Origin of the sequence: Sphingomonas crocodyli, assembly GCF_004005865.1 — a bacterium.
Lineage (GTDB): Bacteria > Pseudomonadota > Alphaproteobacteria > Sphingomonadales > Sphingomonadaceae > Rhizorhabdus > Rhizorhabdus crocodyli.
This window is the reverse complement of sequence record NZ_SACN01000001.1, coordinates 2,703,770-2,728,005: the sequence shown is the minus strand read 5'-3', so window position 1 is coordinate 2,728,005 and position 24,236 is coordinate 2,703,770. Positions and strand designations below refer to the sequence as shown.

Annotated in this window: 21 protein-coding genes; 9 read left to right on the top strand and 12 right to left on the bottom strand. The window is 66.0% G+C overall.

Translation table 11 applies throughout. The annotated features are described in order from the left end of the window. Positions 1-106 precede the first annotated feature (106 nt). The 6 genes from EOD43_RS13090 to purB all read right to left on the bottom strand — a co-directional run bounded on the left by EOD43_RS13090 (position 107) and on the right by purB (position 7,809). Positions 107-2,206 carry an outer membrane protein assembly factor BamB family protein gene (locus tag EOD43_RS13090; RefSeq protein ID WP_240653246.1) on the bottom strand — a complete coding sequence of 700 codons (2,100 nt, stop codon included), beginning with the start codon at positions 2,204-2,206 and terminating at the stop codon, positions 107-109. 127 nt (positions 2,207-2,333) lie between these two features. Continuing rightward, positions 2,334-3,071 (bottom strand): dienelactone hydrolase family protein, encoded by a 738-nt coding sequence (locus EOD43_RS13085; RefSeq protein WP_127744290.1) that lies wholly within the window; start codon positions 3,069-3,071, stop codon positions 2,334-2,336. A gap of 31 nt (positions 3,072-3,102) precedes the next feature. Further along, a complete protein-coding gene (locus EOD43_RS13080; protein ID WP_127744289.1) occupies positions 3,103-4,050 on the bottom strand; it encodes a hypothetical protein in 948 nt (315 codons plus the stop codon). A gap of 32 nt (positions 4,051-4,082) precedes the next feature. Next, complete coding sequence (locus EOD43_RS13075; RefSeq protein ID WP_127744288.1) at positions 4,083-5,168, bottom strand: M23 family metallopeptidase; 1,086 nt, start codon at positions 5,166-5,168, stop codon at positions 4,083-4,085. 37 nt (positions 5,169-5,205) lie between these two features. Further along, positions 5,206-6,216 (bottom strand): glycosyltransferase, encoded by a 1,011-nt coding sequence (locus EOD43_RS13070; protein WP_164857223.1) that lies wholly within the window; start codon positions 6,214-6,216, stop codon positions 5,206-5,208. Positions 6,217-6,495: 279 nt separating this feature from the next. Further along, positions 6,496-7,809, bottom strand: coding sequence for an adenylosuccinate lyase (purB, locus tag EOD43_RS13065; RefSeq protein WP_127744286.1), 1,314 nt, complete (start codon positions 7,807-7,809; stop codon positions 6,496-6,498). A 211-nt stretch (positions 7,810-8,020) separates the two neighbouring features. On the opposite strand from purB, the gene ligA reads away from it, so the two are divergent. Both ligA and EOD43_RS13055 read left to right on the top strand, forming a co-directional pair. Then, complete coding sequence (gene ligA, locus EOD43_RS13060) at positions 8,021-10,156, top strand: NAD-dependent DNA ligase LigA (RefSeq protein ID WP_127744285.1); 2,136 nt, start codon at positions 8,021-8,023, stop codon at positions 10,154-10,156. A gap of 106 nt (positions 10,157-10,262) precedes the next feature. Continuing rightward, complete coding sequence (locus tag EOD43_RS13055) at positions 10,263-12,146, top strand: CHASE3 domain-containing protein (RefSeq protein ID WP_127744284.1); 1,884 nt, start codon at positions 10,263-10,265, stop codon at positions 12,144-12,146. A gap of 153 nt (positions 12,147-12,299) precedes the next feature. Here EOD43_RS13055 and EOD43_RS13050 read toward each other — a convergent pair whose 3' ends face one another. From EOD43_RS13050 to EOD43_RS13040, 3 genes are read right to left on the bottom strand one after another with little or no spacing between them, the layout of a single operon-like run. Continuing rightward, positions 12,300-13,280: a 50S ribosomal protein L11 methyltransferase gene (locus EOD43_RS13050; RefSeq protein WP_127744283.1), complete on the bottom strand. Its 981-nt coding sequence runs from the start codon at positions 13,278-13,280 to the stop codon at positions 12,300-12,302. Continuing rightward, the gene (locus EOD43_RS13045) at positions 13,270-13,986 is read right to left on the bottom strand and encodes an SDR family NAD(P)-dependent oxidoreductase (protein WP_127744282.1); all 717 of its coding nucleotides are present in this window, start codon (positions 13,984-13,986) and stop codon (positions 13,270-13,272) included. Before EOD43_RS13045 ends, EOD43_RS13050 begins: the two co-directional genes overlap by 11 nt. Positions 13,987-13,995: 9 nt before the next feature. After that, positions 13,996-15,399: a protein adenylyltransferase SelO family protein gene (locus EOD43_RS13040; RefSeq protein ID WP_127744281.1), complete on the bottom strand. Its 1,404-nt coding sequence runs from the start codon at positions 15,397-15,399 to the stop codon at positions 13,996-13,998. A 38-nt stretch (positions 15,400-15,437) separates the two neighbouring features. On the opposite strand from EOD43_RS13040, the gene EOD43_RS13035 reads away from it, so the two are divergent. From EOD43_RS13035 to EOD43_RS13020, 4 genes are all read left to right on the top strand, one after another. Next, entirely contained in the window at positions 15,438-16,301 is an 864-nt protein-coding gene (locus EOD43_RS13035; RefSeq protein WP_127744280.1) for an alpha/beta fold hydrolase, read from the top strand. Then, positions 16,298-17,434 (top strand): glycosyltransferase family 4 protein, encoded by a 1,137-nt coding sequence (locus EOD43_RS13030; RefSeq protein WP_127744279.1) that lies wholly within the window; start codon positions 16,298-16,300, stop codon positions 17,432-17,434. Before EOD43_RS13035 ends, EOD43_RS13030 begins: the two co-directional genes overlap by 4 nt. A gap of 75 nt (positions 17,435-17,509) precedes the next feature. Further along, complete coding sequence (locus tag EOD43_RS13025) at positions 17,510-18,913, top strand: NAD(P)H-dependent flavin oxidoreductase (protein WP_127744278.1); 1,404 nt, start codon at positions 17,510-17,512, stop codon at positions 18,911-18,913. Positions 18,914-19,006: 93 nt separating this feature from the next. Continuing rightward, a complete protein-coding gene (locus EOD43_RS13020) occupies positions 19,007-19,702 on the top strand; it encodes a glutamine amidotransferase (protein ID WP_127744277.1) in 696 nt (231 codons plus the stop codon). Between the two features lie 61 nt (positions 19,703-19,763). Here the strand turns inward: EOD43_RS13020 and EOD43_RS13015 are convergent, their stop codons facing one another. The 3 genes from EOD43_RS13015 to ndk form a co-directional block, all read right to left on the bottom strand. Continuing rightward, positions 19,764-20,057 carry a hypothetical protein gene (locus EOD43_RS13015; protein WP_127744276.1) on the bottom strand — a complete coding sequence of 98 codons (294 nt, stop codon included), beginning with the start codon at positions 20,055-20,057 and terminating at the stop codon, positions 19,764-19,766. A gap of 170 nt (positions 20,058-20,227) precedes the next feature. Further along, positions 20,228-21,229, bottom strand: coding sequence for a 2-hydroxyacid dehydrogenase (locus EOD43_RS13010; protein ID WP_127744275.1), 1,002 nt, complete (start codon positions 21,227-21,229; stop codon positions 20,228-20,230). 72 nt (positions 21,230-21,301) lie between these two features. Next, positions 21,302-21,724, bottom strand: a complete 423-nt coding sequence (gene ndk / locus EOD43_RS13005) for a nucleoside-diphosphate kinase (RefSeq protein ID WP_127744274.1) — start codon at positions 21,722-21,724, stop codon at positions 21,302-21,304. A gap of 313 nt (positions 21,725-22,037) precedes the next feature. On the opposite strand from ndk, the gene EOD43_RS13000 reads away from it, so the two are divergent. The 3 genes from EOD43_RS13000 (at position 22,038) to rpsI (ending at position 24,186) form a co-directional block, all read left to right on the top strand. Next, positions 22,038-23,015 carry a COX15/CtaA family protein gene (locus EOD43_RS13000; RefSeq protein WP_240653174.1) on the top strand — a complete coding sequence of 326 codons (978 nt, stop codon included), beginning with the start codon at positions 22,038-22,040 and terminating at the stop codon, positions 23,013-23,015. A gap of 140 nt (positions 23,016-23,155) precedes the next feature. After that, on the top strand, positions 23,156-23,635 hold the full coding sequence (gene rplM / locus EOD43_RS12995; protein WP_127744272.1) for a 50S ribosomal protein L13: 480 nt from the start codon (positions 23,156-23,158) through the stop codon (positions 23,633-23,635). After that, positions 23,635-24,186 (top strand): 30S ribosomal protein S9, encoded by a 552-nt coding sequence (rpsI, locus tag EOD43_RS12990; RefSeq protein WP_127744271.1) that lies wholly within the window; start codon positions 23,635-23,637, stop codon positions 24,184-24,186. The genes rplM and rpsI overlap by 1 nt, the downstream gene beginning before the upstream one ends. Positions 24,187-24,236 lie beyond the last annotated feature (50 nt).

Here is a 24,236-nt window from a genome sequence, read left to right as displayed (position 1 = left end):
ATGCGCCATCGCCTTAACCATCGTCATCCCCGCGCAGGCGGGGACCCATCCGGTCTCTTCCCACGAGAAAACAGTGGATAGGCCCCCGCCTGCGCGGGGGTGACGTTCATTTGTCGGTCGGCAACTCGAACACCCAGAGCGTCGCCGCATCGGTGCCCGGCAGCGGATATTGCGGGGCGATCGTCGATTTGGATTTGGTCAGCACCACGCCGCTGCTGCCGGTGGCGATCGCGACATATTGGCGGCCGTTCGCTTCGTAGGTGATCGGATAGGCATTCGCGACGTCGGACAGGCGGACCTTCCACAATTCGGCGCCGGTCTTCGCGTCATTGGCCCTGAACCAGCGATCGAGGTTGCTGTTGAACAGCAGCCCACCGCCGGTCGCCAGCATCGCGGAGGTTTGCGTGGCGGGCGTGCGTTCGGTCCACACGACCTTGCGGGTCTTGAGGTCCAACGCGGCGATATAGCCGAGCTTGAGTGCATCGGCATTCGCGTTACCGACCGACGTGTCGTTCTGATCGGGCATGCGCGAGCGCAGGCCGTCGGTGCACGAAGAATCGAGCGGCACGTAAAGCAGGTGGCTGGCCGCGTCATAGGATGTGGCGATCCAGTTGCGCGCGCCGAACTCGGTCGGGCAGGTCTTGTTCACCGCGGCCTTTTCGCCCCAGCGCACCGTATCCGTGCTGATGGTCTTGGCGCCCGTTACCGGATCGATCGCGGTGATGACGTTTTGCAGCCCGAAATCATAGTTGAAGCCGTATTTGCCGGTCTTCGCGTCGAGCGCCTCGAAGATCGCCTGCTTGCCCGCGGTCACGACCATGCGCTTGCCGTCGATCGTCGCCACCGTGCGCTCGAACGACCAGTCGAGATCCCACAGGTCGTTGGGCAGGTGCTGGAAATGCCAGACGAGCTTGCCGGTATCCGGATCGATCGCGAGGGTGGTGTCGGTATAGAGCGCGTCGTTGGTGACGCCCGGCTTGGTCGATTTTTCGCGTAAGGGATTCACGTCATAGGTCTGGCCGGTGCCGAAATAGAGCAGGTTGTTGTCGGGATCGTAGCTGCCCGGCACCCACACCGAACCGCCGCTGCGCCGCTCGATCGGCAGGTCGTTCCACGTCTCGCCACCCGGCGTGCCGTCACGCGCCACGGTGTTGAAGCGCCAGATTTCCTCGCCGGTCTTCGCGTCGAGCGCGACGATGCCCGCGCCGCCCGCCTGGCGCGCATAGCTGCCCGAAATGCCTTGGAAGATCTTGCCGCGCGCGACGATCGGCCCCGACGTGAGCATGAACGTCTTCTTGTAATCGGCGATCTGCTTGTCCCACACGACCTTGCCGGTGCGGATATCGAGCGCGACGAGGTGGCTTTCGATCGTCGGGACGAGTAGGGTTTCGCCATAGATCGCCATGCTGCGCTTCACGCGGACCAGCGGATAGGCGGTGAGCAGTTCGGGCGGGACTTCGCGTTTGTAGGCCCACAGCAATTCGCCGGTCGCGCCGTCGAACGCCTGGACGGTGCCGGGGCCGCTTTCGATGAACAGCACCCCGTCATGGACGATCGGGGTCGCCTCCATCGGGCCAGGGGCGAGCTGCCAACTCCACGCCATGCGCAGCGACTTCACGTTCGCCTTGTTGATCTTCGCCAGCGGGCTGAAGCCGTGGCTGTCATAGGTGCGACGCCAGATCAGCCAGTCGGCGGGCGGGGGATTGCGCAGGGTGGCATCGGTGACGGGGCTGAGCTTTGCGAGGATCGCGGGCAGCGGGCCGGTGCGCACCAGCGAAGGCGGGGAAGGGGCGATGGCGGCCAGTGCCTCGGCATTGCGGCCCTCGGCCATCAGCGGGACGGTGGCGTCGCCGATCTTCTTCGCGCCCAGCGGCAGCGGCGCGCCGGGGGCAACGCCGTTCTGCTGGTAGATATAGGCGACGAGCGAGGCGACCTGTTCATCCGACAGCGAGTGCGGATTGGTGGTCGGCATCGTATCGCCGATCTTGGAAAAGAGATCGGCCGCGCTCTTGCCCGACCAGTTGTTGATGAAGGCCGATCCCGACAGGCGCGGCCCCGCGCCGCCGGGGGCGTGGCAGGCGGCGCATTGCGCGGCGTAGAGCGTCTTGCCCGCCGTCGCCTGCTCGACCGAATAGGATGAGGCCGCTGCGTTCAGCGCCGCCGCTGCGGGCAGCACCAGCGCGGCCGACGCCGCCAGTCGAACCATGATTTTCACCGCTCTCTCCTCGCCTGATGGCCTCTCGACGGGCCGTCAGGCGGGGATGCGAGGGTGGGGTGGGGCTGTCAATGCGGCCGCTTGGTCGATTCCGGACAGCCGGATCGGATCACGCCATCTATCGGATCGTCGCTGCGAACAGGCCGAGCAAGGCGTCCCAATGGCGTTCGGCGGCGGGCGGATCGTAGATCGGGAAATCGGCCTGGGTCCATCCGTGGAGCGAGCCTTCGTACAGCTTGCGCGTGTAATCGACCCCGGCTTCGTCGAGCGCCTTGCCGAGCCGTTCGCCCATCTCCGGCGGATAATAGGGGTCGTTGTCGGCCTCGCCGATATAGAGTCGTCCCTTGGCCTTGATCGCGAAACGATGCGGGCTGGTTTCGGCATCGGTCGCGAGACCCCCGCCGTGGAAGCTCGCCGCCGCGCCGATCCGATCGGGCCAGGTGCCCGCGACGGTCAGCGAGATCGCGCCGCCCATGCAATAGCCGGTCGTCCCGATCGGCCCCGCCTTCACCTCAGGCCGCGCATCGAGCGTCTTGAGGAAATATTCGGTATCCGCAGCCGCCTTCACATTGCTGGTGGTGCCCAGCAGCGCCATCATCGGCTTGCGCGCCTCATCGCTCGCCAGCAGCACCTTCGGATCGAACGGCCCATAGTCGCCAGCGCGGAAATAGAGATCGGGCAGCAGCACCGCATAGCCGGCATCGGCGAGCCGCTGCGCCATCGCGAACATATTCGGGCGGATGCCGACCCCGTCCATGTAGAAGATCGCACCGGGCAACGGGCCATCGCCAGACGACGGCGTGAACAGCCATGCGCGGCAGTCGCCATCGGGCGTGGCGATCATCAGCGGTTCCATATCATCCTCCTCCACTTTTGCGGGAGGAAGATCATCCCCGCGCGATTGCCGTCAAGCCTTCGGCGCACAATTGGCGCACCACCGATCCGTCGAGCCGGGCCATTGCGGCGGGGGAGTAGCGCGAGGCGAGGCGGCGGGCGATCTGGAGGCCGAGGAGATAGCCGATCCGCGCGGGTTCGGAGCCTTCATAGCCCGCGCCGAAGAAGCGATCCTCGTCCTTCTCGCTGGTCGAATCGAGCCGATCGCGCAGCACCTGCGCCGCGCGGCGAATGGCATCGGAGGATGCGGCGGCGAGCGCGGTGTCGTTGAGCAGGACGGCGAGCGCGCTCGCCTGCGGGTTGAGCACTTCGCTTACCCAGGTGGCGGTGCCCTCCATCCACAGCGTGATGAACAAGGGCGGGCGCTTGGCCAGGCTCAGCTCCGGATTCACCTGCCCCTGATAGAGATGGTAGGATTCGTGATCGAGCAGGACGGCCAGGTCGGCGTTCGCGCCATGATATTGGACGATGCCGTCAAGGCCGATGAACAGGGGCAGCACGCCCTTGCTGGGTTCGAGATGCGCGTCGAAATCGCCCAGCGAGAGCATCAGGTAGATCGGCGCGGCGCTGACGCGGAAATCGGGGAATGCCTTGTCGAAATGCGCGCCGTGGCGGGTCCAGGCGGCGGGAAAGCGCGCGTGGAGGCGGCGGACATCGTCGGCGATCTTGTCGAAATCGGGCAGCCAAGATTCGATCCGCAGCTTGCTGACGGTGATGCCCGCGCCGGTGTAGAGCCGCTTTTCGGGCAGGAAATAGCCCGCGCGCAACTCGCCGGGGCGATCTTCATTCTCGCGCGTATGATCATAGACCGGCCAGAAGGAGGCGAGGTGATCGGTCAGCCCCTCGTCGGTCACGTCATCGGGCGCGGCCCCTGCCAGCGACAGGCCGATCGGGGTGGTGGACAGCAGGCGCATGATGGTGCGCCGATCGAAGACAGGCATGGATGGCACCAGAAAATCAGCTCCGCCGAATATCAGCTCCGGCTTGGCAGAACGCTCAGCGGATTGACCGGTTTCCGGCCGTTTCTGACTTCGAAGTGCAATTGCGGTTCGCCCGTATAGGGGCTGGCGCCTGATCGGGCGATCGTCTGCCCCTTCACAACCTTCTGTCCGCGCGTCACGGTGATGCTGGCGGCATAGCCGTAGGCGGAGAGCCAGCCGTCGCCGTGGCGGATCAGGATCAGCGTGCCGTAAGCCGGAATATCCTGCCCGACATAAGCGACCACGCCGTCGGCGGCGGCGGCAACCGCGCTGCCCGCGGGCGTGCCGATGTTGACGCCGTCATTCTGCTGCCCGTCGCCGATCCGGCCGAAGCCGCGCAGAATGGGGCCGCGAACCGGCCAGTCGAACTTACCTGCGAAGGTGCTCGGTTCGGCGACCGCAACGGTGGGGGCGACCGGCTTGGGCGTGGGCGCAGGCGGCTTGGGCTTGGCGCGCACGGCGAGCGCGGGTTCGGAGCCGGTGATCAGGTCTTCGATGTCGAGCCGGAACGCCTCGGCACGCTGGTTGGCCGTCATCTGCGCGACTTCGCCGCTGCTCGGCAGCGCCAGCCGCATGCCTTCGCGCAGCACATAAGGTTCTTCGAGGTCGTTGATCTGCGCGATGCGGGTCCATTCGACGCCATAAGCGCGCGCGATGGCGATGCCGGTCTCACCCTTGCCGACGCGGTGGTATCGGCCACCGGGGATTTTGAGCTTCTGCCCGGCGAGGATCTTGAAGGGCGGGGCGATATTGTTCGCGCGCGCAATCGCCTCCGATGCCGCGCCGGTGGTGTCGGAAATGCGGCGCAGATTGTCGCCCGGCTTCACCAGATAGGTCTGATCGGCGACGACCGTCGCGTCGGGCTGCACCTTCTTCACCTGCCATGCGGGCGGCGGGCTGGGCGGGGCGCCTTCGGATGTGGGCGGCGGGGGAGGCGGCGGCGCGGGTTCGGCGATCGGCACCTGAATCTCGGCCGGGGGGCGGGTTACAGGCGCGCGACCGCGCTGCTGGCCGGGGATGCACGCCGTCACCAACATGGTCGACAGCAGCAGGAGCGGGCGAAGTGTCCGGGCTTGCATCGAATGACCTTAGGCGCGGAGATTCCGCGACGCCACCCTATCCCGCACCAAATCGCCACATATCGCGCCAGAAGCCCGGCTGCGCCTTGCGCGGCCGGCCGCGCAGGATCGCCCACAGGCCGCCGATCGGCCAGGCGGCGAGCCACAAGGCATTGGCGCGGGCCAAGCCGGCCTTTCCGTAGCGCCCGCTAAAGAAACGCGCGCGGGAGGCGAACCAGTAGCGGGGGCGGCGGCCGATGCCGGTGGTCGCGCCGGTGATCCCGGTCGCCTGCCCGCCGATATGGACGACGCGCGATGCGGGATCGTGCCACACTTCATACCCGGCATCGGCGGCGCGGGCGCAATAATCGACCTCCTCATAATAGAGGAAATAGCCCTCATCCATTGGCCCGATCGCGTCGATCACCGCGCCGCGGATCGCCAGATGCGATCCTTCAACCCAGTCGACGCGGATCGGCGCATCGGGGATGGGGATCGCGACCTCACGGTGCGCGAGCGCGCGGGTGAGCGGGCCGAAATGGAGCGCCGCGAGCAGTTCGCCGGTCGGCGAGGGGAAGTTGAAGGCGGAGTGATTGGCGCTGCCATCGGGCGCGAGCACGCGGCCGCCGACGATCCCCGCCTTCGGATGCGCGTCGAGGAAGCGGACGAGCGCGCCCAATGCGTCGGCCTCGGCGATCGTGTCGGGGTTGAGTAGCCATACGATGTCGGGCGTGCGGCCGTGGCGTTCGCGGAAGCGCGCGATGGCGGCATTGTTGCCCGCCGCGAACCCGTCATTGACGTCGCGATCGAGCAGTTCGGCCCAGCCTTCGGGGCCGCCCATTTCGATGATGCCGTCGGCGATCCGTTCGGGCGATCCGTCGCCCGAGGCATTGTCGACGATCACGGCCATGACGTCGCCGCGCGCGATGGCTTCGTCGGCAACGGCGCCGAGCGCCGCGACTGCCAGGTCGGGCGTTCGATAGTTGACGATGCTGATCAGGATCGACGCGCCGGGCATCAGGTGACGATGGCGGGCGGCGCGGGGAGTGGCAACCTTATCCGGTCGCAAGGCTATCCGGGTCGAAGGGACGACCCGGCGCCGGTTCAGACAGGTTTAGAGGGCGACGACGAGGCCGACCGCAACCACCTGCACCGCGAGCGCGATCATCGCAGCCGTGGTGTTTTCGAAATAGTTCAACATGATACGCTCCTGCTTTTGGGGCTCGTTGGCCCGATGACGTCCCCACGACGTCGCAGAAGCGTTTACTCTACTAAAACAGTTGACCGCAATTTCGCATCGGTTCGCCGCAGTTGCAATTCATGCAACTGCTTGCGTAAATTGCAATCGTCAGGCGCCGAACACGCGACCGAAAATTTCGTCGACATGCTTCAAATGGTAATCGAGGTCGAAACTGGCTTCCAACTGGGCAGTCGTAAGTGCCTCATTAACCTTCGAATCACCCTTGAGCAGTTCGAGCAGCGAAAGCTGTCCGTCGCTTTCCCAGACCTTCATCGCGTTGCGCTGAACTAGGTGATAGCTGTCCTCGCGGCTGACCCCCGCCTGGGTGAGCGCCAGCAGCACGCGCTGCGAATGGACGAGGCCGCCCATCTTGTTGAGGTTCTTCTCCATCCGCTCCGGATAGACGAGCAGCTTGTCGATCACGCCGTTGAGGCGGCCGAGCGCGAAATCGAGCGTGATGGTCGCATCCGGGCCGATATAGCGTTCGACCGACGAGTGGCTGATGTCGCGCTCATGCCACAGTGCGACATTCTCCATCGCGGGCAGCGCATAGCCGCGCACCATGCGGGCGAGGCCGGTCAGATTTTCGGTCAGCACCGGATTGCGCTTGTGCGGCATCGCCGACGAGCCCTTCTGGCCGGGCGAGAAATATTCCTCGGCCTCCAGCACTTCGGTGCGCTGCAGGTGGCGGACTTCGGTGGCGAGGCGTTCGATCGACGAGGCGATGACGCCCAGGGTCGCGAAGAACATCGCGTGGCGATCGCGCGGGATCACCTGGGTCGAAACCGGCTCGATCGCGAGGCCCAGCTTGGCGGCGACATGCGCCTCCACGCGCGGATCGATATTGGCGAAGGTGCCGACCGCGCCCGAAATCGCGCAGGTCGCGATGTCCTTGCGCGCCGCGACCAGCCGTTCGCGGTTGCGCGCGAACTCGGCATAAGCCTGCGCCATCTTGAGGCCGAAGGTGACGGGTTCGGCGTGGATGCCGTGGCTGCGGCCGATCGTGGGCGTCAATTTATGTTCGTAGGCGCGGCGCTTGATCGTCTCGAGCAAAGTGTCGAGATCGGCGATCAGCATGTCGGCCGCCTGCGTCAGCTGCACCGCAAGGCAGGTGTCGAGCACGTCGGACGAGGTCATGCCCTGATGCATGAAGCGTGCTTCGTCGCCCACCTGTTCGGCGACCCAGGTGAGGAAGGCGATCACGTCATGCTTGGTGACGGCCTCGATCGCGTCGATCGCGGCGACGTCGATCGCGGGCTTGGTGGCCCACCATTTCCACAGAGCCGCGGCGGCTTCCTTTGGGACGACGCCCAGATCGGCGAGCGCGTCGGTCGCGTGCGCCTCGATTTCGAACCAGATGCGGAAGCGGTTTTCGGGCTCCCAGATCGCAACCATCGGCGCGCGTGCGTAACGGGGGATCATGGTGGCTCGACTCCTGCTGTGCCCGGGATGGCGGCGCGCCTAGCCTCAATCACCCCTCCCTGCAAGGGAGGGGCAGGGGGTGGGTGGCGAGCGTAGCGAGCCATTTCGACCTCTCGTCGGGCTACGCCTTCGGGCTTCGAGCCCTCGGCTTCGCCACCCACCCCCAACCCCTCCCTTGAAGGGAGGAGAGTGAAGTGCTTGATGCGAATCCATGACCGCCCCCGACAAGCTCAGCGAGGCTGAAGCCTCCGATCGTCTCGCCTTCCTTGCCGCCGAGATTGCGCGGCACAATGCGCTCTATCACACCGATGACGCGCCCGAGATTTCGGACGCAGACTATGACGCGCTGATGCGCGAAAACAATGCGATCGAGGCGCGCTTTCCCGAACTGGTGCGTGAGGATTCGCCGTCGAAGGCGGTGGGTGCCGCGCCGGCGGGGAACCTGACCAAGGTTGCGCATGCGCAGCGCATGTACAGCCTCGACAACGCCTTTGCCGATGAGGACGTGACCGAATTCGTCGATCGCGTGCGGCGTTACCTGAAGCTTGCCGATAATGAAGTGGTGGCGCTTACCGCCGAGCCGAAGATCGACGGCCTGTCCTGCTCGCTGCGCTACGAACAGGGCGTGCTGGTGCTGGCGGCGACGCGCGGGGACGGATCGGTGGGCGAGGACGTGACCGCCAATGTGCGGACGATCGACGATATTCCCGATCGGCTGACGGGTGTTGCCCCCGCCGTCTTCGAGATTCGCGGTGAGGTCTATATGGCGAAGGACGATTTCGCCGCGCTCAACGCCCGTCTGCTCGACGAGGCCGAAGACCCGGCCAAGGCGCGCCAGTTCGCCAATCCGCGCAACGCCGCCGCCGGTTCGCTGCGGCAGAAGGATCCGGGCGTCACCGCGTCGCGCCCGCTGCGCTTCCTGGCGCATGGCTGGGGCGAGGCGTCCGAAGTGCCGGCGGAGACGCAGAAGGGCGTGATGGACGCGATCGCGGCGTGGGGCCTACCGGTGTCGGACGATCTCGTCCGCGTCGAGGACGCGGCGCCTGCGCTTGCCCATTATCGCGGGATCGAGGCGCGGCGTGCGGATCTGCCGTTCGATATCGACGGGGTGGTGTACAAGGTCGATCGGCTCGACTGGCAGAAAAGGCTCGGTTTCGTCGCGAAGGCGCCGCGTTGGGCGATCGCACACAAATTCCCGGCGGAGAAGGCGCAGACGACGCTGGAGGCGATCGACATCCAGGTCGGTCGCACCGGCAAGCTCACCCCGGTCGGGCGGCTGGTGCCGGTGACGGTGGGCGGCGTGGTCGTCTCCAACGTCACGCTGCACAATGCCGATGAGATTGCGCGGCTGGGCGTGCGCCCCGGTGATCGGATCGTGGTGCAGCGCGCGGGCGACGTGATCCCGCAGGTCGTCGAGAATCTGACCCGCGACGAGGAGCGGCCAGCCTTCATCTACCCCGATCACTGCCCGGTCTGCGGATCGGAGGCGGTGCGTGAGGAGGGCGAGGTCGACATTCGCTGCACCGGCGGCCTGATCTGCGCGGCGCAGCGTTTCGAACGGCTGCGCCATTTCGTCAGCCGTGGCGCGCTCGACATCGCGGGCCTTGGCGACAAGACGATCGAGGAATTTCTGGAGCTGGGCTGGATCAAGGAGCCGGCCGATATCTTCCGCCTTGCCGCGTATCGCGACGAATTGCTGACGCGCGAGGGGTGGAAGGAGAAATCGGTCGAAAACCTGCTCGCCGCGATCGAGGCGAAGCGCGCGCCCGATGCCGCGCGTCTGCTGTTCGGGCTGGGCATCCGCCATGTCGGCGCGGTGACGGCGCGCGACATGCTCAAGCGTTACACGACCTTGCCCGCGATCCGCGCGCTGGGCGCGGACATCATCGCGTTGCGCGACGCGACGCCACAGGCGCTGGCCGAGGAGGATAGTCGCTATCGCAACCGGCTGGACAAGGCGGTCGCCGAACTGATCGGTGTCGAGAATGTCGGTGCGGCCGTCGGGCACGCGCTCGCCGACTTTTTCCACGAACCGCACAATGTTGAGGCATGGGACGATCTGCTGCGCGAGGTTTCGCCGCCCGACTTCATCGTCGAGACGCAGGAATCGGAGGTGTCGGGCAAGACGGTGGTCTTCACCGGCAGCCTTGAGACCATGTCGCGCGACGAGGCGAAGGCGCAGGCCGAGGCGCTGGGCGCCAAATCCGCCGGGTCGGTTTCGAAGAAAACCGACCTGGTCGTCGCGGGGCCGGGGGCGGGATCGAAGCTCAAACAGGCTGAGGCGCTGGGCATTCGCGTGATCGACGAAGCCGGCTGGGCCGCGATCGTTGCGGCCGCTGGAATGTAAATTCCCGAGCCAGCGCAAAGCATTGCGAAAAGATTTTGCGACGCGATAGCCGCAGTGCAGCGATTAACGGTGGCATGCGCGCGATGGATCGGCCATGAAACCGCCAATGCGCGCAAGCATCGTGACACGAAGGACGCCCCTGCTGGCGATTGCCGGCCTGATCGTCGCCGTTCTGGCGGTGATCGGTGCGCTGTTGCTCGTCATGGCGCAGGCGCGCGCCAGCGACTGGGTGCAGCATTCGCTCGACGTTCAGGTGAAGCTCAACCATCTGAGCGAAACCGTGCGGCAGGCCGAATCCGATACGCGCGGTTTCCTGCTGACGGGCAAGCCGCGTTTCTACGACAGCATGGAAAGCGCGATCCGCGCCGCGCCGCCCGCGCTCGATGCGATCGCGAAGGAAGTCGCCGACAATCCGGTGCAGATGGATCATATGGTCCAGCTGCGCGCGCTGCTCGATGAACGCTTCGCCTCGCTGCACAAGAGCGCTGACTTTTTCGCCCGCACGCAGACGATCCCGCAAGGCGATCCCAACAGCCGCGATTACGGCCCCGAACAGATGCGCCGCGTCACCGACGTGATCGGCGCGATGCTGACCGAGGAAGAGAGGCTGCAGGCCGAACGCCGCACATCGACCGATCGGCTGATCCTCGCGCTGGGATCGAGCCTGGCGCTGATCGTGCTGCTGGTGGTCGCGGTGGCGGCGGTCGTGCTGCGCGACGCGCGGCGGCGTGAGGACGAATTGACGCGAATGCGCGACACCGCGATCGCGGCGAGCGAGGGGCTGCGCGATCAGATGGCCGCGCGCGAAGCCGCCGAAGCGCAGACCCGCCAGCTGCAGAAGATGGAATCGATCGGTCAGCTGACTGGCGGTATCGCCCATGATTTCAACAATATGCTGGCGATTGTTATCGGCAGTCTCGATCTCGCCAAGCGCAAGATCGGCGGCGATCCCGAAGTCCTCACACGCTATATCAGCAACGCATCCGAAGGCGCCGAGCGCGCCGCATCGCTGACCGCGCGACTGCTCGCCTTCTCGCGCCAGCAGCCGCTCGCGCCGGTCACGATCGACGTCAACAAGCTCGTCCAGGGCATGTCCGAACTGCTGCGCCGCACGATGGGCGAGCAATATATGGTCGAAACCGTGCTGGCGGGCGGGCTGTGGCGCGCCTTCGCCGATCCGGGGCAGCTGGAGAATTCGGTCCTCAACCTCGCGGTCAATGCGCGCGACGCTATGGCCGATGGCGGGCATGTCACGATCGAGACGGCGAACGCCTATCTCGATGACGAATATGCGCGCATCCACAGCGAGGTCGCGCCCGGCCAATATGTGATGATCAGCGTCACCGACACCGGCACCGGCATGACGCCGGAGGTGATCGCCAAGGCGTTCGATCCCTTCTTCACCACCAAGGCGGTGGGCAAGGGGACCGGCCTCGGCCTCAGCCAGATCTTCGGCTTCACCAAACAGACCGGCGGCCATTGCGCGATCTATTCGGAGCCGGGGCAGGGAACCACCGTCAAGCTCTACATGCCGCGCCACATGGGCGAGCCGACCATGCGGACGAACACGCTGGTCCCCGAAACCGAACTGCCGCAGGGCAAGTCGGGCGAGGTGGTGCTGGTGGTCGAGGACGAGCAGCGCGTGCGCCACTTCTCGGTCGATGCGCTGCGCGAGCTGGGCTACACAGTCATTTCGGCCGCGAGCGGGGCCGAGGCGCTGGTCGCGCTGGGCGAACAGCCGCAGATCACGATGCTGTTCACCGACATCGTCATGCCGGAGATGAACGGCCGCAAACTGGCCGACGCCGCGCTGGCGCTGCGTCCCGACCTGAAGGTGCTGTTCACCACCGGCTATACGCGCAACGCCGTCGTCCATAACGGCATGCTCGATGCGGGCGTAGCCTTCCTGCCCAAGCCGTTCACCGTCAGCCAGCTCGCCACGAAGGTGCGCGAGGTGATGGACGGCGGCGGGGCGAACCGGCCGGTTTAAGGCGCGCGTTTCCCAAATACCTCGTCATTGCGAGCGTAGCGAAGCAATCCAGGCCCGGACTTAGTGAGGTCGCGAGCCTCTCTCGTGCGGGCCTGGATTGCTTCGTCGCCTGCGGCTCCTCGCAATGACGAGGCGTTTGGGGTGAGACGAGGGCTACCGCCGCCTTTTGGCCATGCGCAGGATGCGCCAGTCGCCGCGCAGGATGCTGTCGGTCAGGTAGAGGCCTTCGCGCCGATAAGCGTTGGCGACGGCATCGGCCTGCGTGTCGAGCAGGCCCGCCAGCACCACGGTGCCGCCCGGCAGGACCGCGTCGGCGAAGACCGGGGCAAGCTCGATCAGCGGCCCGGCAAGGATGTTGGCGATCAGCAGATCGTAGGGCGCGCGATCGCGCAGGCGGCGATCGGAGAGGCCCGGCGCCACGCCCAGTTCGACCTGCCCGCGCCCGCGCCCCATCGGCACGCCGTTGACCTCGGCATTTTCGGCGGTGACCTCGATCGAAACCGGATCGATATCCGACGCGATCACCTTTGCCGCCGGCCAGAGCGCGCGCGCCGCGAAGGCGAGCAAGCCGGTGCCCGTGCCGACATCGACGATATCGTCGAAGCGCCGGCCCGCCACGCGCAGCCGATCGAGCATTTCGAGGCAGCCGGTGGTCGTCTCATGGTGCCCGGTGCCAAAGGCGCGGCCCGCGTCGATCACGAAGCCGGTCATGCCCTTGGGCGCGGCATCGGCATTGTGCGGGGTATGGACGAAGAAGCGGCCGGCGCGGATCGGCTCCAGCCCCGCCTGGCTCATCGTCACCCAGTCATCCTCGGGAATGTGCGTGACGACCGGCTTCTTCTTCGTGCTGGGCGCGAGCGCGGCGATGATGGCGATCAGCGCCTTGCTCGGCTCATCTTCGACATAGGCATCGAGCTGCCACGCCTCGGGCTGGTCCGGATCCGGCTCGCTGGTCATCAGGGTCGGCTGCGGATCGAGCGCGTCGATTTCGGGCAGGTCGCCTTCCGAAATCCGTTCGGCCTCGGCCTTGCTGCATGGCAGGCTGATCTTCCAGCTGCCAGTGCGCGAAGCATCGAAGGGAAAGCCGGTGACGCCGTCGCCTTTCGGCTCGTCACCGCGACGTTTAGCGGACATAGCTGGCTCCATTCACGTCGAGGACGGCGCCGGTCATCGATGCGGGCGCCTGAAGCGCGGCGAAGCGGGCGATCTCGGCCACCTCGGCCGGATCGGCAACGCGGCCCAGCGGGATGTCGGCGAGCAATTTGTCGCCGCCGCGGCTTTCCAGATAATCGTCGGCCATGCCCGTCATCGTGAAGCCGGGGCAGATCGCGAAGGCGAGGATGTTGTCGCGGGCATAGCCGCGCGCGATCGTCTTGGTCATGGAGACCATGCCGCCCTTCGACGCGGCATAATGCCAGTGTGCGGGGCTGTCGCCGCGATAGGCGGCGCGGCTGGCGACATTGACGATGCGGCCACCGTTCCCGCCGCGCTGGAAGTGCAGCACGGCGCGGCGGCACAGTTCGGCCGAAGCGGTGAGGTTGATCTGCATCGTGCGCGCCCAGGCATCCGACCAGGCGGCGTCGGGGGCTTCGAGGGCTGCGGCTTCGAAGATGCCGGCATTGTTGATCAGCACGTCGATCCGCCCGTCGAGCCGATCGAGGGCAGCCTGCCAAAGGCGCGCAGGCGCATCGGCCTGCGAAAGATCGGCGACGATCGAATCATCGCCCTCCGCCGCCGACGAACGATGGCCGACGACGCGGACGTCGTCGCTCTGGAACCGCTCGACAATCGCGCGGCCGATACCCCGGCTGCTGCCGGTCACAAGGATGTTGGTGGTCATGCGGTCGCCCTAAAGGCTGGCGTCCGCATCGGCAACTCGATGCGCCTCGCCCATCCGTCGGATCGCCGCGACCTTCGCATGGAGCGGACTCCAATCGTCGCGCGCGTCGATCGCCGACCAGATCGCTTCGACCTCGTCGATCAGCATCGAACAGGGTTCGGCGTCGTTCCAATAGGAATGGTCTATCGAAATCGAACTTTGATAGTCGGACACTATCGTGCGGAAGGTCGCGAAGGCGTCGCCATAGAGGTCGCTGGGCGCGCGGAGCTTGCCGCCGCGCCAGTCGAAGAAGAAGCGATCGACGCCGACCTTGCTCGCCTGCATCGCCTCGTCCATCGCCTGAAGGAGCGCGAGGTCGCTCTCCTCCCCGCGCGGGATGATGCCGAGCCGGGCGCAAATCGCCTCCGCCACCGCCGTTTCATAGAGCGCAGGCCAGCGATCGAGCGCGGGGGCGAGTTCTTCGGCCTCGGCGATGTGGCGCAGCGAGAGGGCAAGCTGGACGACGTCCCAATGGATCGCCTGCGCCTGCCGCCCGAAGGCGTAGAGGCCGTTATTGTCGAAATAGGCCGCGACGAAGCCGGGGGTCCATTGGGGCGTGAAGCGCCACGGGCCGTAATCGAAGCTCTCGCCCGTCACGTTGATATTGTCGCTGTTGAGCACACCGTGGACGAAGCCCGCCGCCATATAGCTGGCGGCGAGGCGCGCGGTACGTTGGCAGACGAGATCGAGGAAGCGGCCCGCGCCCGCATCGGCGGGTTCGTCGAACAGGTTGGCGAGGCAATAGGCAGTGAGCAGCCTCATCGTTTCCGCGTCGCCGATCGTCGCGAGCCGCTGGAAACTGCCGATGCGGATATGGCTGTGGCTCAGGCGGACGAGGACGGCGGCGCGGGTGGGGGATGGCTCGTCGTTCCGCTCCAGCGCCTCGCCGGTTTCGATCACCGAAAAGGTCTTGGAGGTTTCGACGCCGAGCGCTTCGAGCATCTCGGTCGCCAAAATCTCACGCACGCCACCTTTCAGCGTCAGGCGGCCGTCGCCGAAGCGGCTGTAGGGCGTCTGGCCCGAACCCTTGGTGCCCAGATCGAGCAGCCGATCGTGCCCGTCGCGCAGCTGCGCGAACAGGAAGCCGCGCCCGTCGCCGATGTCGGGGTTGTACGCGCGGAACTGATGCCCGTGATACCGCAGCGCCAGCGGTTGCGGCAGATTGTCGGGCAGCGGCTGGAAGCGGCCGAAATGCGCGACCCATTGTTCGTCGTCGAGCGCATCGAGCCCCACCGAGCTATCCCAGCGATCGTTGCGGAAGCGCAGTATCGTCTGCGGAAAATCGGCGGCGGAGACCGGATCGGACAGGCGCCCTTCCAGTTCCTCGATCTTCGGGTCGGGACGATAAGCGGCGGGTTGCGGGAGGACAGGCATGCGGCGATATGGGGGCGGCAACTGGAAGGGCGCAAGGCATGGCGGATTGGGATGACGGATATTGGTGGTCGGCCGATGGGCTGCGCCTCCATTATCGCGATTATCCCGGTGAGGGCCTGCCGATCCTCTGCATCCCCGGCCTGACGCGCAATGCGCGCGATTTCGCCGATGTCGCGGATCGGCTGAAGGGGCGGCATCGCCTGATCCTGATCGAACTGCGCGGGCGCGGGGAGAGCGCCTATGCCAAGGATCCGATGAGCTATGTTCCGCTCACCTATCTGCAGGACGTCCAGCTGCTGATCGACGAATTGAAGCTGGATCGCTTCATCATGTTCGGCACGTCGCTGGGCGGGATGATCACGGCGCTGCTGGCGACGAGCAATGCGGGGCGGCTGGCCGGTGCGCTGATCAACGATGTCGGGCCGGTGATCGATCCGGCGGGGATGGCGCGGATCCGATCCTATGTCGGCAAGTCGATCAGCTATCCCACCTGGCTCCACGCCGCGCGCGGGATTGCGGAAACGCAGACGAGCAATTTTCCCGATTTCGGCCTGCACGACTGGCTGGCGATGGCGAAGCGGCTGTGCCGCCTGACGCCCGCGGGCCGGATCGTCTATGATTATGACATGGCGATCGCCGAGCCGTTCCGCGTGCCGGGCGGGGGTGAGCCGGGGGTCGATATGTGGCCGGTGCTGAACGCGCTGAAGGATATTCCGACGCTGCTGGTGCGCGGTGGCCTGTCCGATCTGCTCAAGCCCGATACGGCGAAGCGGATGCTGGAGACGTTGCCGCAGATGGAGGAGGTGGTGATCGGCCGTGTCGGCCATACGCCCACCCTTTCCGAGCCACCGTGTATCGCGGGGATCGATCGGCTGCTGGCGCGGATCGCGGCGGCCGGATGACGCGACCGGCCCGCATCCTCCACGCCCATTCGACCTTCGCTCTGGGCGGCAAGGAGGCGCGGGCGGTGCACCTGATGAACGCTTTCGGGGATGCGGCCGAGCATGTCGTGCTGACGGCGGTGCCGGGGGCGCTGGGTGCGCGCGATGCGATCGATCCGGGCATAAAGGTGGACTTTCCGGGCGACGAGGGCGCGCCGCCGCTGCATGGCAAGCCGTCGCCGGGACGCTATTTGCGGCTCGCGCGCTACATGGCCGGGTTCGATCTGGTGCTGACCTACAATTGGGGCGCGATGGATGCGGTGGGCGCGCGGCGGATGTGTGCGCCCTTCATGCGGCTGCCCGCGCTGATCCATGCCGAGGACGGGTTCAACCAGGACGAGGTGGTTCGCCAGAACCCGAAGCGCGTCGCCTTTCGCCGCCTGATGCTGCCGACCGCAGCTAAGCTGGTGGTGCCGTCGCAGCGGCTGGAGGCTATCGCGCGCGATGTGTGGAGGCAGCCGGCGCGTCGCGTGCTGCGCATTCCGAACGGCATCCGCCTGCCCAGCGAAGCGGAGATTGCGGCACCGCTGCCGATCCCCGGCCTCGATCGCAGCCGGCCGGGCGTGGTGATCGGGACGATCGCGGGGCTGCGCGCGGTGAAGAACTTGCCGCGCCTCGTGCGCGTCTTCGCCGCCGGCGCGCCCGCCGATGCGCGGCTCGTGATCCTGGGGGAGGGGCCGGAGCGCGAGGCTATCGTCGCGGAAGCGGAGCGGCTGGGAGTTGCGGATCGCATGATCCTGCCCGGCTTCGTCAGCGATCCGGTGCGCTATCTAGGCAATTTCGACATTTTCGCGCTGAGTTCGGACAGCGAGCAATTCCCGATTTCGCTGGTCGAGGCGATGGCGTGCGGGCTGCCGGCTTTATGCACCGACGTCGGCGATATCCGCGCGATGGCAAGCGCCGACAATGCGCCGTTCCTGTTCGGGACGAATGACGAGGCCGGAATGGCGCAGGGGCTGGCGCGGCTGTGCGCCGATTCTGGCCTGCGGTGCACGATCGGCGCGGCCAATCGGGCCGTGGCGTTGCATGAATTCGACGAGAATGCGATGATCGAAAGCTATCGATCGCTATATTGGTCGTTCATTCGCCGCTAAGGCGGCACGCAGATTCCGCGCGCATTTCGCGGCCAACGCGCTTATAGGGCGCGCATTCGCTGTTTGGAGGTTGGATTGTTCAAGGGGCTTCGGCCGATCATGTATGCCGGGCGTGAAGTCTGGCCGCTGATCGAGGGTGGCAAGGGCGTCGCGGTTTCGAACCATGCCAGCTCGGGCGCCTGGGCGGCGGCGGGCGGCATCGGCACCGTGTCTGCGGTCAACGCCGACAGCTATGACGCCGACGGCAAGATCATCCCCCAGATCTATCGCGCGCTGACCCGTCGGGAGCGCCACGAAGAACTGATCCAATACGCCATCGACGGCGCCGTCGAACAGGTGCGCCGCGCTTTCGAGATCGCCGGCGGCAAGGGCGCGATCAACATCAACGTGCTGTGGGAAATGGGCGGCGCGCAGCGTGTGCTGCACGGCGTTCTGGAACGCACCAAGGGCATGGTGGCGGGCGTCACCTGTGGCGCGGGCATGCCCTACAAGCTCAGCGAGATTGCGGCGTCCTATGGCGTCAATTATCTGCCGATCGTGTCGTCGGGCCGCGCCTTCTCCGCACTCTGGAAGCGCGCTTATTCGAAGGCGGCCGAATGGCTGGCGGGCGTGGTCTATGAAGACCCCTGGCTGGCCGGCGGGCATAACGGCCTGTCGAACGCCGAAGACCCCCGCGCGCCGCAGGATCCCTATCCGCGCGTGAAGGCGCTGCGCGAAACGATGCGCGCCGGTGGCGTTTCGGAAGACGTGCCGATCATCATGGCGGGCGGCGTCTGGTATCTGCGCGACTGGAACGACTGGATCGACAATCCCGAGCTGGGCGCGATCGCATTCCAGTTCGGTACGCGGCCGCTGCTGACGCAGGAAAGCCCGATCCCGCAGGCGTGGAAGGATCATCTGACCACGCTGGACGAGGGCGACGTGCTGCTGCACCGCTTTTCGCCGACCGGCTTCTATTCGTCGGCGGTGCGCAACCCGTTCCTGCGCAATCTCGAAGCGCGTTCGGAGCGCCAGATCGCGTTCAGCATGGAGGCGGCGGGCGACCACCAGTTCCAGCTCGACGTCGGCGTGAAGGGCAAGAATTTCTGGGTGACTTTGGGCGATCTCCATCGCGCACGCGAATGGTATGGCCACGGCTTCACGATGGCGCTCAAGACGCCCGACAACACCTTGGTGTTCGAGACGCCCGAGGACACCAAGATCATCCGCAAGGATCAGGCCGACTGCATGGGCTGCCTCAGCCAGTGCAGCTTCTCGTCCTGGGCGGATAATGAGAACAACTCGACCGGCCGCCTCGCCGATCCGCGCAGCTTCTGCATCCAGAAGACCTTGCAGGACATCGCGCATGGCGGGCCGATCGACGAGAACCTGATGTTCGCGGGCCACGCGGCCTACAAGTTCAAGCAGGACCCGTTCTATTCGAACGGCTTCGTGCCGACGGTGAAGCAGCTCGTCGATCGGATCCTGACGGGGGATTGATCCCTAAATCCTCCCCCGGAGGGGGAGGATCGGTTTAGACACCCCAAAAATCCCTAGCGTTGGCATCGGCTGCGCCCGCGCTACTCTGCGGCGATGAAGTCCTGTCTCGTCATCCGCCACGTTCCCTATGAAGGCATTGCCGGTTTCCGCGCGCCCGTGGAGGCGGCGGGATATGAAATCGATCGGATCGACGTGACAGATCCCGAATTCGCCAATGTCGATTTCGATGCGCCCGATCTGGTCGTGATGATGGGCGGGCCGATGGGCGTCTATGACGTCGAGCAGCATCCGTGGATTTCGTGCGAGGTGACGCGGCTGGCGCGACGCATCCTGCTCGATCGGCCGACTTTGGGCGTCTGTCTGGGGTCGCAGATGATCGCCGCCGCGATGGGATCGCGCGTTTATCCGGGGCCGGTGAAGGAAGTCGGCTTCTCCCCCGTCAGCATCAACGGCGCGGGGCAGGGATCGCCGCTGCGCCATATCGATGGCGTGCCGGTGCTCCACTGGCATGGCGACACGTTCGATCTGCCGCAGGGCGTCGAGCTGCTCGCTTCGTCCGACAAATATGCGCATCAGGGGTTCCGGCGCGGCAGCAACTTGCTGGCGCTCCAGTTCCATTCGGAGATGGGCGAGGATCCGCGCTTCGATGCGTGGCTGGAAAACGAGGCCGATGTCGTGGCGGCGGGGCTTACTGTGCCCGAATTGCGCGCACAGCATGACATGCACGGATCGACCGCGGTGGCGGCCGGGCGCGTAATGATCGCCGACTGGCTCGCGCGGCTGGATTGACCGCAAAAAGAAAAAGCCGCCGGGCGAACCCGACGGCCTTTGAGGCTGGTTTTAACCGCTCTTACTTGTAGCGGCGACGGCCATTCTTATCGACCCAGTACTTGCGGCCGTAGCCGTCGCGATAATAGCGGCGATCCTTGTGGCTGAGCGCCGTGATGGCCGCACCGCCGGCCGCGCCGATCAGCGCGCCTTCGCCGGTGCCGAGGCCCGGAATGACCGCGCCTGCAACCGCGCCGCCGGCGCCACCGATAAGGGCACCCTTGGCGAGCTTGCCAGCGCTCTGCGCATAAGCCGGGGCGCCAGCGCCCGCGACGGACAGCGCAACCGCCGCCGCGATCAACTTGCTGGTGTTCATGTCACGCTCCTGTCGTTGTGAACCAGTGCACCCCGGAACGAGACTAATCTAACTTAGTTCCCCCGTTTATCGGGGGTTCATCCGAGGTTTATGCACTGTTCAGCCTCGATAGACGGGCCGACATGGATTTGCGCTGAACGGCAAACGGCCGAAACCGGCCGACGGTGGATTCAGGCCCAGCCTTCGAGCACCTGATCGCGCGGGCGATCGCCGTCGAGCCACTGGCGGATCGCGGCGATGACGCGCTCGCCGGTCGCGGCACGGCCTTCGAAGGTGGCCGATCCCATGTGCGGGAGCAGTACGACGTTATCCAGCGCGAGCAGGCGCGGATCGACCAGCGGCTCGCGCTCGAACACGTCGAGGCCCGCGCCGCCGATCTCGCCGCGTTCGAGCCGGTCGATCAGCGCCTTCTCCTCGACGATCTCGCCGCGCGCGGTGTTGATCAGATAGCTTTGCGGCCCGAGCAGCCCGATCCGGCGCGCATCGAGCAGATGCTCGGTCTCGGCGGTGTGCGGGCAGTGGATCGAGACGATGTCGCTGCGGATCAGCAGCCGATCGAGATCGGCCTCCCACGTCGCGGCCAGTTCCTGTTCGACGACCGCGGGCAGGCGGTGGCGATTGTGATAGGAAATGGTGAGCCCGAAGGCGAGCGCGCGGCGCGCGACCGCCTGACCGATCCGGCCCATGCCGATAATGCCCAGCCGCTTGCCGGTGATGCGGTGGCCCAGCATCGCGCCGGGGCTCCAGCCGCCCCAGTCGCCCGATCGCACCAGCTTTTCGCCTTCGGCCAGACGGCGCGGCACCGACAGGATCAGCGCCATCGTCATGTCGGCGGTGTCTTCGGTCAGGACGCCGAGCGTGTTGGTGACGATCACGCCCGCACGGCGCGCGGCGGGCAGATCGATATGATCGACCCCGTTGCCGAAATTGGCGATGAGCTTGAGCCGCCCTGCGCCGGCCGCCAACACATCGGCGTCGACATGATCGATGACGGTGGGGACAAGGATGTCGCAGCGCGCGGCGGCGTCGACCAGACCGGCTTTATCGGTGATGCCCTCGCCCTGGGCGAGTTCGACGTCGGGGAACAGTTCGGTCAGCCGCGCTTCGGTGCCCTCGGGCAGGCGGCGCGTGACGATGATCTTCGGTTTGGACGGGCGCGCTGTCGAAGTCATGCTTCGGGGCTAGTCGCGGGCAGGCGGGTCCGTCAAGCTGCGGCCGACGCGATGCGCCGGCCGCGCTGGAAATCAGCCGACGATTTCTTCAGGCTTGAAGAAATAGGCGATCTCGATGTTGGCGTTCTCGAGGCTGTCCGAACCGTGGACCGAATTGGCTTCGATCGACTCGGCGAACTCCTTGCGGATCGTGCCGGCGTCGGCATTTTCCGGGTTGGTCGCGCCCATGACTTCGCGGTTCTTCAGGACGGCATTTTCGCCTTCCAGAACCTGCACGACGACCGGACCCGAGATCATGAAGGTCACGAGGTCGTTGAAGAAGGGACGCTCCTTATGGACCGCGTAGAAGCCTTCGGCCTGCTCCTTGGTCATGTGGATGCGCTTCGAAGCGACGACGCGCAGGCCGGCCTCTTCGAGCTTCGCGGTGACGGCGCCGGTCAGGTTGCGACGGGTCGCGTCGGGCTTGATGATCGAAAAGGTGCGTTCGGTCGACATGGCCGAGCGGGCTCCATTATTTTGGGGTTGGAAAGTTGCGCGCGCCTCTAGCCGTCAAAGCGGCCGGAGGCAAGGCGGTGTGGCATTGTCCTTTAGACTCGTCATTGCGAGCGGAGCGAAGCAATCCACTCCGAACCGCGGAATGGATTGCCGCGTCGCCTGCGGCTCCTCGCAATGACGAGTGGGGAGAGGAGGGTGAGAGGCTGGGACATTACGCCCGCTTGATTGCGCGGGAGGCTTGGCGCATGGGGCCGCCATGTCGCTTTCCCGCCCCCTGACCCCCGCTCCGAAACCCCGCGCGCTTGGATGGAGCATGCTGTTCCTCGCTGCGTTCGTCTTCGCGATCGTGGTGGTCGGCGGGATTACGCGGCTGACCGAATCCGGGCTTTCGATCACCGAATGGAAGCCGATCCACGGCATCGTCCCCCCGTTGACCGAGGCGGACTGGCAGGCCGAGTTCGAAGGCTACAAGCAGATCCCGCAATATACGGCCTTCAATACGGGCATGACGCTCGAAGGCTTCAAGGCGATCTACTTCTGGGAATATCTGCACCGGTTGCTCGCGCGGACGATCGGGACGGTGCTGCTCGTCATCCTGGCGGTCGCGTGGTGGAAGCGCGCGATCCCGGCGGGTTACGGCCGGCGGATGGTGGTGATCTTCCTGCTGGGCGGGCTGCAGGGGGTGATCGGCTGGTGGATGGTCTATTCGGGGCTGAGCGTTCGCACCGAGGTAAGCCATATCCGCCTTGCCATCCATCTGCTCGCGGCGCTTTTGATCTTCTCGGCGCTGATCTGGACCGCGCTCGATCTGTTTGTGCTGGCGCGAACCGGCGTCGATGCCCGCGCGCGGCTGCGCTGGCCGGCGGGGTTGGCGATCGCAGCGCTGGCGATCCAGATATTGTTCGGCGCCTTCACCGCGGGCTTGCGTGCGGGCTACGCCTTCGCCAGCTGGCCGCGCATGGGCGAGGAATGGTTTCCCGAAGGCGGCTGGCAGGCGGCGCTGGGCGTGATCGGCAATGTCGTCGACAATCCGATCGTGGTGCAGTTCATCCATCGCTGGTGGGCGTGGGTGGCGCTGGCCGCGCTGCTGTTCCTCGCGCGCAAGGCGAAGAATGTGGGGGCGACGGGCGAGGTGATCGCGATTGCCGGCGTGGCGATCCTTCAGATCCTGCTGGGCATCGCCACTTTGTTGCTGGGCGTGCCGATCGTGATCGCGGTCGCGCATCAGGCGGTCGCGGCGCTGCTGCTGGCCGCTGCGATCGCGGCCGCGCACCGCATCGGCAGGGCCTGAAAATATGAAGGTATCCTGATACCTATTTAAATTCAGCCCGGTTTGCTTGACTCTTTTGGGCCTCTCCCGCATTAGGCCGCCGTTCGCGCCGCTCGATCTACGGGCGGCGCAGTTCGTTTTGCGAAAGAAGGTCTAAGCCCATGAAGGCGCTGATGAAGACCACCAAGGTGGCGACGCCCGCGACGGTGGAAAAGAAGTGGCTCGTGATCGATGCGGAAGGTCTGGTCGTCGGCCGCCTCGCCTCGATCGTCGCCAACATCCTGCGCGGCAAGCACAAGCCGAGCTTCACCCCGTTCATCGATTGCGGCGACAATGTCGTGATCATCAACGCGGAGAAGGTTCGCTTCACCGGCCGTAAGCTGACCCAGAAGGTCTATTATCGCCACACCGGCTATGCCGGCGGCATCAAGGAAGCCCGCGCGGACAAGATCCTCGAAGGTCGCTTCCCCGAGCGCGTGCTCGAAAAGGCCGTTGAGCGCATGATCCCGCGCGGTCCGCTGGGCCGTCAGCAGATGCGCAACCTGCGTATCTTCGCCGGCAGCGAGCATCCGCACGCCGCCCAGAACCCCGAGACGCTCGATGTCGGCTCGATGAACCGCAAGAACAAGGTGGGCGCATAATGTCCGACAATCGCCAGTCCCTTTCCGACCTCGCGTCGCTGACGGGTGCGGCTCCGGCCGCCGCTGCTCCGGCGCAGGCTTCGACCGACTACACCGCCGAGGCGCCCGTCGCCGCTGCTCCGGTTCTCCCGACCACGCCGCTGCGTGAGCAGGAAATCGATGCGCAGGGCCGTTCGTACGCAACCGGCCGTCGTAAGGACGCCGTCGCCCGCGTGTGGCTGAAGCCCGGCACCGGCAAGATCACGGTCAATGGCCGTGACCAGGAAGTCTATTTCGCGCGTCCGACGCTGCGCCTCGTCATCAACCAGCCGTTCGGCGTTGCCGAGCGTGAAGGCCAGTATGACGTCGTCTGCACCGTCAAGGGCGGTGGCCTTTCGGGCCAGGCCGGCGCCGTGAAGCACGGTATCTCGCAGGCGCTCGCCAAGTACGAGCCGATCCTGCGTGCGCCGGTGAAGGCCGCGGGCTTCCTGACCCGCGACAGCCGCGCCGTCGAGCGTAAGAAGTACGGCCGCGCCAAGGCTCGCCGCAGCTTCCAGTTCTCGAAGCGTTAATCAGCGCTTCGGCACTGCCGAAACACGAAACGGGTCGCCAGCGATGGCGG

Coding starts and splice junctions, on each gene's coding strand:
- EOD43_RS13090 (WP_240653246.1), bottom strand. CDS start 2,206: ATGGTTCGACTGGCGGCGTCGGCCGCGCTGGTGCTGCCCGCAGCGGCG.
- EOD43_RS13085 (WP_127744290.1), bottom strand. CDS start 3,071: ATGGAACCGCTGATGATCGCCACGCCCGATGGCGACTGCCGCGCATGG.
- EOD43_RS13080 (WP_127744289.1), bottom strand. CDS start 4,050: ATGCCTGTCTTCGATCGGCGCACCATCATGCGCCTGCTGTCCACCACC.
- EOD43_RS13075 (WP_127744288.1), bottom strand. CDS start 5,168: ATGCAAGCCCGGACACTTCGCCCGCTCCTGCTGCTGTCGACCATGTTG.
- purB (WP_127744286.1), bottom strand. CDS start 7,809: ATGATCCCCCGTTACGCACGCGCGCCGATGGTTGCGATCTGGGAGCCC.
- ligA (WP_127744285.1), top strand. CDS start 8,021: ATGACCGCCCCCGACAAGCTCAGCGAGGCTGAAGCCTCCGATCGTCTC.
- EOD43_RS13055 (WP_127744284.1), top strand. CDS start 10,263: ATGCGCGCAAGCATCGTGACACGAAGGACGCCCCTGCTGGCGATTGCC.
- EOD43_RS13050 (WP_127744283.1), bottom strand. CDS start 13,280: ATGTCCGCTAAACGTCGCGGTGACGAGCCGAAAGGCGACGGCGTCACC.
- EOD43_RS13045 (WP_127744282.1), bottom strand. CDS start 13,986: ATGACCACCAACATCCTTGTGACCGGCAGCAGCCGGGGTATCGGCCGC.
- EOD43_RS13040 (WP_127744281.1), bottom strand. CDS start 15,399: ATGCCTGTCCTCCCGCAACCCGCCGCTTATCGTCCCGACCCGAAGATC.
- EOD43_RS13035 (WP_127744280.1), top strand. CDS start 15,438: ATGGCGGATTGGGATGACGGATATTGGTGGTCGGCCGATGGGCTGCGC.
- EOD43_RS13030 (WP_127744279.1), top strand. CDS start 16,298: ATGACGCGACCGGCCCGCATCCTCCACGCCCATTCGACCTTCGCTCTG.
- EOD43_RS13020 (WP_127744277.1), top strand. CDS start 19,007: ATGAAGTCCTGTCTCGTCATCCGCCACGTTCCCTATGAAGGCATTGCC.
- EOD43_RS13015 (WP_127744276.1), bottom strand. CDS start 20,057: ATGAACACCAGCAAGTTGATCGCGGCGGCGGTTGCGCTGTCCGTCGCG.
- EOD43_RS13010 (WP_127744275.1), bottom strand. CDS start 21,229: ATGACTTCGACAGCGCGCCCGTCCAAACCGAAGATCATCGTCACGCGC.
- ndk (WP_127744274.1), bottom strand. CDS start 21,724: ATGTCGACCGAACGCACCTTTTCGATCATCAAGCCCGACGCGACCCGT.
- EOD43_RS13000 (WP_240653174.1), top strand. CDS start 22,038: ATGCTGTTCCTCGCTGCGTTCGTCTTCGCGATCGTGGTGGTCGGCGGG.
- rplM (WP_127744272.1), top strand. CDS start 23,156: ATGAAGGCGCTGATGAAGACCACCAAGGTGGCGACGCCCGCGACGGTG.
- rpsI (WP_127744271.1), top strand. CDS start 23,635: ATGTCCGACAATCGCCAGTCCCTTTCCGACCTCGCGTCGCTGACGGGT.